This window comes from Streptomyces sp. NPDC056161 (genome assembly GCF_042268025.1).
Classification (GTDB): Bacteria; Actinomycetota; Actinomycetes; order Streptomycetales; family Streptomycetaceae; genus Streptomyces.
In genome coordinates this window covers 61,156-72,957 of sequence record NZ_JBHJUV010000018.1, presented here as the reverse complement: position 1 = coordinate 72,957, position 11,802 = coordinate 61,156, and the positions used below count along the sequence as shown (strand labels likewise).

Sequence of the window (11,802 nt, the reverse complement as noted above, 5' to 3'; positions counted from 1 at the left end):
CCAGGAGCCTTCGGCCATGCACAGCGCCGTCCCGTTCTGGCACGACGTCTGCGGGCGCCGGGCTGGTCGGCCCGGCGCCCGCAGGTCACAGCCGCTCCGCCGTCAGTGCCCCGTTGAAGGGGCGCGGTGCAGGTAGGCGCGGTCGATCGTCTGCCGGACGCTGTCGCCGGCGGCGTCCGTCGCGGTGACCCGGAGCGTCACGAACGCGTCCTGGCGGACCGAGGAGGGGCGTTCGACGGTGGCGGTGAAGTCCGTACCGCCGCCGTGCCGGCCCGTGCGGGCCGTGGTCCAGGTCCGCCCGTCGTCGTACGACGCCTCGACCTTGAGGGACACCCCGCGCGGGGCGGCCACGCCGTCCGGCATGCGTACGTCGAGATCCACGCTGTGCGACCGTCCCGGGCCCACCGCGTTGCGGGCGTCCACGGGCACGGCGTAGTCGACCTGGAGCAGGGGCAGCAGGGCGGTGGTCGCCGCGGTGTCCGAGGTGAACGTCCAGGATGTCGTGGTGCCGGTGCCGAACTGCCAGTTGGCCGAGGTACGGGCGGTGGTCAGGTCGAGCCGGTAGTCGGCCTTGCCCGCGGGCACCTCGAAGTCGCCCCACGCGCCGCTGTCGGACTCCGCGACGCGCCGGCCGTCACGGTACAGCTCCGCTCGGGTCACGTCGCTCGCGTCGCCCACCGCGGACGTTCCCGCACCGCCGCTTCCCCAGGCGTCCCTCTCCGCGTACGACCAGTGGCCGGTGTCGGAGTCGGTGAACTCCGGGATGTGGAACGACAGGGTGTCGCCGTTGCGCACCGACGCGGGCCAGCCCGTCACACCACGCGGGATCGACGGCCGTACCGGAGCCGCGAACCACCTTTCCGTGGCGCGCTGTCCGGGCTTGTAGGTGTGGGCCGCGTCGTGCATGCCGACGCCCAGCTCGACGTCCGGGTCCATGACGGTGTCGTGGTGCACGGTGTGGCGCCACAGCGTGTCGCCGGCCGTCACGTATTCGACTCGCTCCTGGCCCGTGGGTACGTCACGGGTGTACTGGTTCCAGGCCGTGTCCTGGTAGGGCCGCCATCCGAAGCGCTGCTCGCTCCCCCAGGACGAGGCCCCGGTACGGGTGTAGGTGGCGCGCACCACCGCGCTGTTGCGGTCGGAGACGGTGTGGACCAGGTGTTCGGGGATGCGCTGCTGGGACACCTGCATCACGTCGTACAGGTACGGGCTGCGCACGGTGCCGGAGAAGTCCACCGCGGTGGTGCGCTGTCCGGCGCGCCTGAGCAGGTCGGTGCCCTCCGACGTGCCGGCCCGCATGACGGGCAGGGGCAGGCGGTCGCCCTCCGGGTGCCAGCGCGTCCAGGGGTAGAAGCCCTCCGGCATCACCAGCATCAGCGCCTTGGCCCCGGCGTCCGCGGCCGTCTGCGCGAGCGCCCGGTCGTCGCCGTAGTCGTAGCGGATGACGGCGAGCTTCCCGCGCACGTGGGCGGCCTTCAGGTCGTCGGCGGTGCCCGCGCCGGCGTCCACCGCGGTCAGCCGGGCGCCCTTGTCGTCGAAGACCTGAGAGGTCGGCAGGTAGTACGGGGTGAAGGCCGAGGAGGTGCCGGACACCTTCGCCCGCAGCTGGGGCGCCGTCATCTGCCAGCGCGAGGCGAACTCGAAGGTGCCGTCGGTGACCTGGGCCGTGGGGCTGACGTAGATCCGCTTGGCGATGTCGAAGAACATCACGCCCTGGATCAGGCCGTGGCCGTCGATCTTGCGGTACGTCTGGTAGCTGAGGATGCCGCGTTGCTCGGCGGGTCTGGGCGTGCGGATCTGCACCTCGGTGACCTTGGCGGCATCCAGCGTCACCGTGGTGTCCTTGGCGACCGTCACCTGCGGGTTGATCAATTCGACCAGTTCCTGGCCGTCCGCGGCGTCGTTCAAGGAGCCCTCGTCGACCTGGTAGGTGCCGTCCTCGACGACGGCGACCGCGGGGTCGGTGCTGGTGTACGGGACGAAGCCGTCGGCACCCCAGATGGTCGGCAGCCGGCCCGGCAGCACCTTGCCGTCGCGGTCGCGGACGACCACGGTGAGCCGGTGCAGCGGCGCGTGCACGGCCAGGGAGAGCGTGGTGTGGGCGAGGACGGTGCCGTCGGCGCGGGTCGCGGTGGCGTAGCCGTAGTAAGAGCCTCGTGTGGCGTTCTTCGCGTCGATGCTCAGCGGCACGTCGGCAAAGGCGCCGGGCGCGAGGTGCACGGTGTCGGCGTCGGGCGTGACGACACCGGCGGGCAGGGCGATGCCGTCGGAGTTCGCCAGGGCGACGGTCAGCTTCAGGTCGACGGGCTGGTCACCGTTGTTGGTGTAGTGCAGGACCGCCGTCTGTCGCTGTCCGGCGGAGCCCACCTGCACGGCCGGCAGGGTCACGCTGCCGGTGGCCGTGACCGCGCCCATCGCGGCCGCGACGTCGATCCGGCCACCGCCCTGCGCCGTCACTTTGGTTCCGGTCACGGTGTGCGCCGTGCTGACCAGCGCGTCCTTCAGCTGTTGCCCCGTCCAGTCGGGGTGCTGCTGGGCGAGCAGCGCGGCGGCACCGGCGACGTGCGGGGTCGCCATCGACGTACCGGACGCGGCCGTGTAGTTCGCGTCGACCGGGTCGCCCATCGTCGTGCCGGCGGCGCGCGCGGCCACGATGCCGACACCCGGGGCGGTCACGTCCGGCTTGACGGCCTTGTCGCCGAGGCGGGGGCCGCGGCTGGAGAAGGGGGCGAGGGAGTCGTCGCGGTCGACGGCGCCCACGGTCAGCGCGGCGTCGGCGGCGCCCGGCGAGCCGATCGTGGTGTCGCCGTTCTCGCCGGCGTTGCCGGCGGCGACCACGAAGAGGGTGTCGCCCGAGGCGGAGAGTGTGTCGACCGCCTGGCTCATCGGGTCGGTGCCGTCGGACGGGTCGTCCGAGCCCAGGCTCATGTTGACGACCTTGGCGTGCTCGGCCGCCGCCCACTCCATGCCGTCGATGACCTGCGACTCCGAACCGTAGCCGTCGTCACCCAGCACCTTGCCGATCAGCAGGTCCGACTTCGGCGCCACCCCCTTGCGGGAGCCGGAGGACGCCGCGCCCGTGCCGCCGACGGTCGACGCCACGTGTGTGCCGTGTCCGAAGTGGTCCACGGTGTTCGAACTGCCGGAGAAGTCCTTGGACTTCGCGATCCGCCCCGCCAGGTCGGGGTGCGTGGCGTCCACGCCGGTGTCCAGCACGGCCACCTTCACACCCTGGCCCTCGTATCCCGCCTTCCACGCCTCCGGCGCGTTGATCTGCGCCGTACTGCGGTCCAGCACCGGGGACACCCTGCCGTCCAGCCACACTCGCGGGGTTGCCGCGACGCGGGCGGCGCCCTGGGCGGTGCCCGGGGTCAGCGTCTTCCAGAAGGCGCCGAGGTCGTCGTCCGCGACCCGCAGCGACCGCGCGTCGATGCTGTCCAGGGTGCGCTCGGGGGCCGACGCCACGTTGAACGCGGCGACCCGGTCCGCGACGGCGGCCGCGGCCTTCTCACTCGTCGCGGTCGTCCGGGCCGTGCCGGAACGCGGCTCGGCGGAGACGATCAGCGGCAACGCCGATGTGGCCGCCTCGTCGTAGCCCTGGGCGATCAGGGTGGTGACGTCGAAGAGACGCCGGTCCAGCGTCCCGGCGGCGATCAGGTCCGCGGCGTCCGAGGGCAGCACCGTCAGGTCGCCGCCGTCCTCCTGGTACGTGCGGAACACGATCCGCTCGCGTCCCGGCCCGGGTTCCACCGACGCGGTGGTGCGGCCGTCGGCGGCGGGCGTCACCGTCACGCGGTCGCCGGTCACGAGCCGCACGGTCGCGGAGTGAGCCCCTGGTGCGGAGGCGGGTTCCGCCGCGCTCGCTTCGGACGTCTGCGCGGACGCGGACTGCACGCCCCCAGCGGTCAGGAGCAATGCTGTCGATATCGCCGCCGTCAGGCGGTTCCATGCCATCAGCCGAGCACCTTTCGTTCAGCGTGTGGTCACGAGTAATACGAAAGAATCCGCCGACGCCAGGGGCATGTCACGACCCTCAGGTGTCACAGCTGCGACTTGTCCCAACGGCGCCACGGCAACGACTTCGCCGGCGTTTCCCGCTCCCGGCCGTGGAGGCTCCGCTTCGCCGGCACGCCACGGGTTGCCGCTGACTCGGTCGCCGTCGACCTGACCGCGACGCAGGTCCTGGCGGACCTCGGCAGCACACGCGCGGCCGTCCGTCCGGGTCCCCGCGCACGGCTCGACCGCGCACGGCCGGCGTGTCGACTCGTCACCGCGCGCGACGGGAGTTCCACGACCACAACGTGGTGTCGACGACCGGCCGACCCGGATCGAACGAACGCCGGCAGGTCGTGGCAGGACTCATCAGCGAGCGACGTGTCGCGTTAGGGTTCGTCACGCGCCGATGTGCGGACTTGGGGCGGGTGCGCACCCGGCGGTGTGACGCGGTCGGGACAGCCCGCCCCGAATTTCTGTCGCTCGACAGGAATTCCCGGAAACCCCCGGGAATTCCTCCCCTGCGCCGAAGGCAGGTGCCGCCGTGACGACGACCGACGACCGTACTCTCGACGACCATTGCCTGGAGGCGTTCGGCTACCACCAGGAACTGCACCGCAGTCTGGGCCGGTACGCCTCCTTCGCCGCCGGGTTCTCCTTCATCTCGGTACTGACCACCGTCTTCCAGTTCTTCGCCTTCGGGTACGCGTCCGGCGGCCCCGTCTTCTTCTGGACCTGGCCCGCCGTGCTCGTCGGGCAGTTGCTGGTCGCGGCCTGCTTCGCGGAGCTCGCCGCGCACTACCCCATCTCGGGCGCCGTCTACCAGTGGTCCACGCGCCTGTCGAACCCGTCGTTCGGCTGGTTCGCCGGCTGGATCATGGTGATCGGGCAGGTCGTGGTGGTCTCGGCGGCCGCGCTGGCGTTGCAGATGGTACTGCCCGCGATCTGGCCCGGCTTCCAGTTGGTGGGTAGCGATCCGGCGCCGACGTCGGCGGACGGCGCGGCCAACGCGGCGGTGCTCGGCGTGATCCTGCTGTCGCTGACCACGGTGGTGAACATCGTGGACAACCGGGTGATGTCCGTGGTCAACCGGATCGGCGTGACCGCCGAGATCCTCGGTGCGGTCCTCATCGTCGTACTGCTGCTGACCCACGCCAAGCGGTCGCCGAGCATCACCTTCCACACCGCGGGCGGCGCCGCGAACGGCCTGTTCGGCGCCCTGCTCGTCGGCTCGTTCACGGCAGCGTACGTGATGATCGGCTTCGACAGCGCCGGTGAGATGAGCGAGGAGACCGTGAGCCCGCGGCGCACCGCGCCCCGCACGATCCTCGCCGCGTTGAGCGCCGCCGGACTGCTCGGCGGTCTGGTGGTCCTCGGAGGTCTGCTCGCCGCGCCCAGTCTCACCGACGGGCACCTGGGCGTCGACGGGCTCGGCTACGTCCTCACCAGCAGCCTGGGCGACGGGGTCGGCAAGGTCCTGCTGGCCGACGTGGTGGTGGCGATCGCGGTGGCGACACTCGCGATCCAGACCGCGGCCAGCCGGATGCTGTTCTCCATGGCCCGCGACGGACAACTGCCCTTCGCCGAGCGGCTCGCGAAGGTCAACCCGCGCACCGGCATGCCCAGCGCGCCGGCGACGGCCGTCGGCGTCCTGTCGGCGGCCCTCCTGCTCCTGAACTTCGCCTCCCCGGACGCCTTCCTGGCGATCGGCACCACCTGCATAGTGCTGCTGTACCTGGCCTACGCCATGGTCACCGGCCCCCTGCTGGTACGCCGGATGCGCGGTGGGTTCGCTCCGCTCGGCACCGACGAGACCGGCGCGCCCGTGTTCTCCCTGGGCCGCTGGGGCGTTCCCGTCAACGCCCTCGCCCTCCTCTACGGCCTGTTCATGGCGGTCAACCTCGCCTGGCCGCGGGCGGCGGTGTACGACCCGGCGGGCGGACACTGGTACTTCCAGTGGTTCACCGTGCTGTTCCTGGGAGTGACGGTGACCGCCGGTGCCGGGTACCGGCTGTACCGCAGGCGGCAGTCGACGACCCGCGACGTGCCGCGGCCCACCGTGCACGACACAGTCAGTCCGTGACCACGGAGGTGTTCAGGCCCTGGTCGTAGTGGTTGCGCGCGATCCGGATGTCCGAACTGCCGTGGAAGACGAACAGCGGGGAGGTGTACGGCGGGTGCTCCGCCCCGTCCAGCCGCCGGACGGTGTTGCCGGTGAAGGCGAATCCGCCGACGCTCTTGGCGTCGACGACGGTGATGTCACCGATGTCGAAGGAGTTGCGCTCGACGGAGATGTTGTGGTGCACCGGGTTCGCGGGGTCGACGACCTGGTTGGTCGGCTCCACGTAGATGACCGGACCGCTCGGTCGTGTGAACGAGTTCCCCCGGATCGTGAGGTCGGCGACCGGCCCGGACTCGTACCACTGGTAGGCGTCCGCCGAGACGTAGACGCTGGCCATGGACATCCCGTCGAAGCGGTTGCCGGTGATGAGGACGGGTTTGCGGGTGGTGATCAGCACACCGCGGGTCGGCACGTTGCGGAACACGTTGCCGGATATGACGACCGACGGGGTGGCCGTGATGTTCTCGGCGACCGTGCCGCCGGTCTCGACCCCGTCGGGAACCGGTCGGTCGAAGGTGACGGTCATCGTGGTCAGCGGCTTGTCGTGGTCCCTCCCGCTCGGCCCGTCGACCGCGGTCACCACCGCGTGCGCGTCCGCGAGCGGTGTCATCGTGCGCTTGGCGGCGAACTCGACCTCGTCACCCGGCGCGAACTGCGGGAATCCGGCGGTCTGCGGGTGTTCATAGGCGAGGGTGAGGGAGGACGGCCCAGGTTTCCCGACGACCTCCAGGTAGGTGCCGTGGATGTTGATCGGGTCGTCGTGCGGGCCGTCGAAGACGTTCCTGGTGAGGGAGACCTTGCCCTTGACGCCGGACATCTGCACGAAGTCCGCGAATGAGGCTGTCGACCGGCCGGACGCCGGGTCGGGCGCGAAGTTCACCTTGTCGATGGCGATGTTCTCGCTGAACTGCCCCACCACGCCGAAGGACTGTAGGTAGTAGGCGTTCATCGAGCGCATCGTGACGTTCTTGGACTCCCAGATGAAGGCGCCCGGCTCGGTCCGCTCGATGAGACGCATCTGGTAGACGAGCCCGGCGTCCGTCGGCCGGGCAGCGGTCGCGTAGTCGATCCGGATCCGGTGGCCGCCGAGGTCGGTGACCGCGGCGACGTCGTTGAACAGCGGGTTGTCTCCGCGCCAGGACCGTTGCGCCCCGGGGTCGTGGATCTGTGTGTACTGGAGTCCGTCGACACCCGACCAGTACGGCTGCCCGGTGGCCGGGCTGGTCTCGCCGAGCCAGGTGATGTGCGTGCCGTTCACCCGGTACGGGCTGGTGGCGGGGATCGACAGTACGCGGTAGGCGTGCCCGTCGGCGACCCCTGCGTCGGCGACGGTCGCGTCGATGACCTCGGGGGCCGCGTAGTCGAAGGAGAAGTTCGTGAAGGTCACATCGGTGGAACGGATCGACGCGAACGCGGTCTGCAGGCCGTGATAGACGAGCTCGGCTCCGCCGCCGTCGACGGTGACGTCGTGCATGTCCTCGACGAGCAGCCCGATCCTCTTGTCCCGGTAACGCTGGTCGGCGCCGACGGTGTTGGACACGTAGAGCTCACGTGTCTCGGCCCGTTCGGGGTAGAGCTGGTAGGTGCCTTTCGAGAAGACGATCCTGACCGGCCGGTCGACGCTCTTGGCGTGCCGCAGCGCCGCGGTGACGGCGGGCGTCGAGTCCGTACGGCCCGTGGGGTCGGCTCCGTAGGCGTCCACGTCGACCACCACCGGTGTCGCCCTCGGTGCTGCGGCGACAGGGCTGCCCACACCTGGGAGCAACGCCAGTGCGACCCCGAGAAACACGAACCGAGACATAGCCCCTCCGGAGCACACGTGACTCACGAAACATCCAATGCTTATTCGGAGTTCCGCCAGTTGCCCGGTCGGATCCTCTCGCAGAGTCTCTATAGATCCGATCTCTGGGTCAATGGTGTCGACGAGTGTTTGCACCTCATGCCGAGGGCCGCCAGGACTGCTACCGCGGGTTCGCGGTGGTCCACCGGTGGGTCGCCGATCCGTTTCCCGGAAGCGGTCCCTGACCGATCGGGCGGCCCCCTGTCGTTGGAGACCGCCCGGCCGGACCGTGTGGGTGCCGTGGCTCGCGTGGACCGAGCTGTCCTGAGCTGTCCTGAGCTGCCTGAGCTGCCTGAGCTGCCTGACACAGGCATTCCCATACACTGCCTAAATGAAATATTCTGCTCGTTTTTGGCGCCATACGGGCAGCCCCTGGGAGACGCTGGCGTTCCTGACGCCCTTGGCACTGACGGCCATCATCACCGTGCTGGCGTTTGTGACTCCGAGTCATCTCTACTTCAGCCGCTTCCTCTCGCTGGCCCCCGCGTTCGCCGCATCGGTGTGGCCGGTGGCCGGAACCGTGGCCATCGGTGTGCTCGCCGCTGCCCTCGACGCGGTGATCGCCGTGTCCACCGGCAACCTGGGGGAGATCACGCACACACACCTGTTCACCCTCGCAGTGATTGCCGGCGCCACCGCGGCGGCCGCCTACGCGAGTCACGTGCGCCAGCAGCGGGAGCAGACCCTCGCCGACGTCCGCTCCGTGGCCGAGACGACCCAGAAGGTCCTGCTGCGCCCCATGCCGCACCGTCTCGGCCGGTTGGACATCGAGGCCCTGTACCTGGCTGCGGCGGCCCAGGCCCGCGTCGGCGGCGACTTCTACGAGGCACTGGAGACGTCCCACGGCGTCCGGCTGATCATCGGAGACGTGCGCGGCAAGGGCCTCCTCGCGGTCGGCACCGCTTCAGCCGTCGTCGGCTGCTTCCGGGAGGCCGCGTACGACGAGCCGGACCTGGCGCGGCTGGCGCGCCGACTGGACGTGAGCATGAACCGCTACACGACGCTGTTGCCCGGCGAACAGACGGAGTACTTCGCCACGGCCCTGCTCGCCGAGATCCCCGACAACGGTGCAGCCATCGCACTCGTCAACTGCGGGCATCCGCCTCCGCTGTTGTTCCACGCGGGAACGGTCCGTGAGATCACCCCCACGGCGCCCTCACCGCCCATCAACATGGGCACACTGCTCGGCGAGGACTACCGCATCGATACCGTCCCCTTCACCGTCGAGGACCAGATGTTGCTCTACACCGACGGTGTCACCGAGACCCGCGACCTCGCCGGCGCATTCTTCCCACTGGTACAGCGTGCCGGTCGGTGGGACGTGGACTCCCCGTCCCGGCTGCTGGAGCAGTTGCACGAGGACTTGGTCCACTACAGCCGCAACCGTCTCGACGACGACATCGCGGCCATTGCCGTCCGTGCGGCCGCCCCCACCGCGGCTCCCAGGGCGTGAATACCCTTCACCGACACCGTGGACACAGGACCTGACAGCCTCGCGTACTCAATGTTGGACTGCGACCTTGGCGGCTACGATGATCAATCCGAGTACGAGGTTGACGGCCCCGGCGGACGCCACCGCGAGGCGGGAGGCACCGGTCCGGAGGGCCGCGGCGCCGGCCCAGGCGACCTGCTCGGCCACGGCGACGCCGAGCGCCAGCCAGGCCGTACCGGTGAGCCCCAGGCCCAGGAGCGGGCTGATCACAAGGGCGGCGGCCGGCGGCACGGCCGCCTGCACGATCGGCCACTCACGGGCGCCGACCTGTCGGACCTCCTGCCAGGTCAGGACCTGGTGGCTCAGCCGGTTGCCGACGACGTCGGCGTAGACGTGGGCGGCCCAGAACACCACGCCGGTGCACAGCAGGATCACCACCAGCTCAAGGCGCGGGAAGGGGCCGAGCGCGCTGGCCCCGGCAATCACTGAAGCGGCCAGGAGCGAGCCGTAGATCGCGCCGGTGTAGTCGGTCCGGGCCCGGCCGGTCGATCGCCGGGCGTCTGGTTCCTGGGGAGAGGTACGCGGGGTCACCTCTCCAGGATCACCGGAACGGTCCCATCCCGCTCCGCCGCCGTCCACGGGGCGGATTTCTGCTGGTACGGCGCGTACCGCAGTTCAGCTCCGCCCTTGCGGAAACCTCGCCCGCCCGGGTCGTCAGCACGTTCGTACTCATGCCGCCCCCGCCTTCGCCCGAGGACCCGCATCCCGCACCCGCACGTGCGGCCGTGGCGTCGACGCGTCAGCCTGGCGCCTCTCCGTGTCCTTCGCGCCGGTGACCGCCCGACCGAGGAGGAACGATTCCGCATCTCGTGAACCGGCCAGCTTCCACCGGTGGTCGAGATGCGCGGAGCCCGCCCCCGGCCCAGTGTCGGCCGACACGCCGACGCGGCTGCCCATGCGCCTCGGCGCGCCAAACCAGCTCGGTGCATTTGACCGAAAACGCACAGATCACGACTTTACGTAACAGGCTAATTACTCTTTGCTGTCGTCGTTTCGAGGGCTCTGCCCTCTCCTCCTCGGAAAGGATTCGCCATGACGGCACGCAAGCGGTGGACCGTGGCCCTCGGCGCCGCGGCGGCCGGCGCGGGACTGGTACTCGGCTCCCACGTCTCGGCCACCGCCCAGCCTTCGCAGGCGCTCTCGGCCCAGGCGGTTCAGGTCCAGCAGGTCACCCTGCGGCTGGCCGCCGACCCCGGCCAGGTGGCCAACGTCAGCGGCGGTTCGCAGGAGAACGGCGCCCGCGTCATCCAGTGGCCGTTGTCCAGGACGGACAACGAGCGGTGGGAACCCGAGGCGGTCTCGGGCGGCTACTACCGCTTCCGCGCGGTGCACAGCGGCAAGTGCCTCAACGTCAAGGGCGGAGGCAACGAGAACGACACCGACATCATCCAGTACACCTGCGGCAACGCCGCGAACGAGCAGTGGAAGTTCGTGCCCAAGGGCATCGGTTACCAGATCGTCGCCAGGTCCAGCGACAAGTGCCTCAACGTCAGGGGAGGCGTCGGCAAGGGCAACCCCCTGATCCAGTACACCTGCACCGCAAACGGAGCACCGAACGACGTCTGGCTCCCCGTCTGGGAGACCGTCACCGGCTGACACTCCTCGCCTGTCGGTCCACCCCGTAAGGCAGCGGTCACCGACCGCGAGCGGACGCCCGCAGGCGTAGCCGCTCGATGACAACGGCCATGGCCGGCCCGGCCGCGCCCGCCATGGCCGGCTTCTCGCCCCGCGTTCTCCCCCGCACATCGGCCCCGCTCCGCCTCGGCCGCCCGAGACAACGCCACAACACCCGGCGCCCCGGGAACACCGGAGCATCCACGACACGAGGCCACCGGCCCGGCGCAGTCGAAGCGAGAGCATGCGGGGGCACCGGGTCGGCACGGCCGCCTCCTCCGTCACGAAGAAGCGCACTCCGCTGCCTGGGAGCGCCCGGTCGTAGCGGACGGGGCCAACCCCGCGCGTTCGGTCGGCGGATTCTGGTCGCCGCCACCCCCTCGTCACCCGTGTGGGTGATGACTGCGGGCATTCACGGCGGGATGCTCAATATGCGTGTGCATGGGGGGCGGGCGTTCGCCCTGGTTCCTTTCCGGTTCTGGTTCCCTTTTCCGGTCCCTGTTCTGGCTCTCGTCCGCGTCATGTCCTGATTGTTGTCCCGGCCCTCGATCCGGCCTCGCTCCGGCCCCGTCCTGGTTCTTGTTCCGGCTGTCACACGGCATCCTCCTGCACACGCCCCGCCGTCCGCCCCCGAGCGGGGCCGGTGCGGCACCCCGAGACGGGAGCCGCCGGCCGTGCCGTTGCCTTCCCTGTCTCCCCTTCCCCGCTCCCGCGCCGCCGGGCGCTGCCCGCGCAGCGCGG

At 70.4% G+C, this 11,802-nt stretch carries 6 protein-coding genes; 3 read left to right on the top strand and 3 right to left on the bottom strand.

Annotated elements, in window-relative coordinates; genetic code table 11:
- Positions 1 to 102: 102 nt before the first annotated feature.
- Positions 103 to 3,954, bottom strand: coding sequence for a S8 family serine peptidase (locus tag ACFC09_RS18665; protein WP_376529338.1), 3,852 nt, complete (start codon positions 3,952 to 3,954; stop codon positions 103 to 105).
- Positions 3,955 to 4,537: 583 nt separating this feature from the next.
- Here ACFC09_RS18665 and ACFC09_RS18660 point away from each other — a divergent pair.
- Positions 4,538 to 6,076 carry an amino acid permease gene (locus tag ACFC09_RS18660; RefSeq protein WP_376529336.1) on the top strand — a complete coding sequence of 513 codons (1,539 nt, stop codon included), beginning with the start codon at positions 4,538 to 4,540 and terminating at the stop codon, positions 6,074 to 6,076.
- Here ACFC09_RS18660 and ACFC09_RS18655 read toward each other — a convergent pair.
- Complete coding sequence (locus tag ACFC09_RS18655) at positions 6,066 to 7,916, bottom strand: right-handed parallel beta-helix repeat-containing protein (RefSeq protein WP_376529333.1); 1,851 nt, start codon at positions 7,914 to 7,916, stop codon at positions 6,066 to 6,068. The genes ACFC09_RS18660 and ACFC09_RS18655 overlap by 11 nt on opposite strands.
- A 370-nt stretch (positions 7,917 to 8,286) precedes the next feature.
- On the opposite strand from ACFC09_RS18655, the gene ACFC09_RS18650 reads away from it, so the two are divergent.
- Positions 8,287 to 9,408 (top strand): PP2C family protein-serine/threonine phosphatase, encoded by a 1,122-nt coding sequence (locus tag ACFC09_RS18650; protein ID WP_376529331.1) that lies wholly within the window; start codon positions 8,287 to 8,289, stop codon positions 9,406 to 9,408.
- 48 nt (positions 9,409 to 9,456) lie between these two features.
- Here ACFC09_RS18650 and ACFC09_RS18645 read toward each other — a convergent pair whose 3' ends face one another.
- A complete protein-coding gene (locus ACFC09_RS18645) occupies positions 9,457 to 9,978 on the bottom strand; it encodes a hypothetical protein (RefSeq protein ID WP_376529329.1) in 522 nt (173 codons plus the stop codon).
- A gap of 501 nt (positions 9,979 to 10,479) precedes the next feature.
- Here ACFC09_RS18645 and ACFC09_RS18640 point away from each other — a divergent pair.
- A complete protein-coding gene (locus tag ACFC09_RS18640; RefSeq protein WP_376529328.1) occupies positions 10,480 to 11,043 on the top strand; it encodes an RICIN domain-containing protein in 564 nt (187 codons plus the stop codon).
- The last annotated feature ends 759 nt before the right edge of the window (positions 11,044 to 11,802 follow it).

What these genes read in the sequence shown, in the direction of transcription:
- ACFC09_RS18655 (WP_376529333.1), bottom strand. Translation starts at nt 7,916, where the DNA reads ATGTCTCGGTTCGTGTTTCTCGGGGTCGCACTGGCGTTGCTCCCAGGT.
- ACFC09_RS18640 (WP_376529328.1), top strand. Translation starts at nt 10,480, where the DNA reads ATGACGGCACGCAAGCGGTGGACCGTGGCCCTCGGCGCCGCGGCGGCC.
- ACFC09_RS18665 (WP_376529338.1), bottom strand. Translation starts at nt 3,954, where the DNA reads ATGGCATGGAACCGCCTGACGGCGGCGATATCGACAGCATTGCTCCTG.
- ACFC09_RS18650 (WP_376529331.1), top strand. Translation starts at nt 8,287, where the DNA reads ATGAAATATTCTGCTCGTTTTTGGCGCCATACGGGCAGCCCCTGGGAG.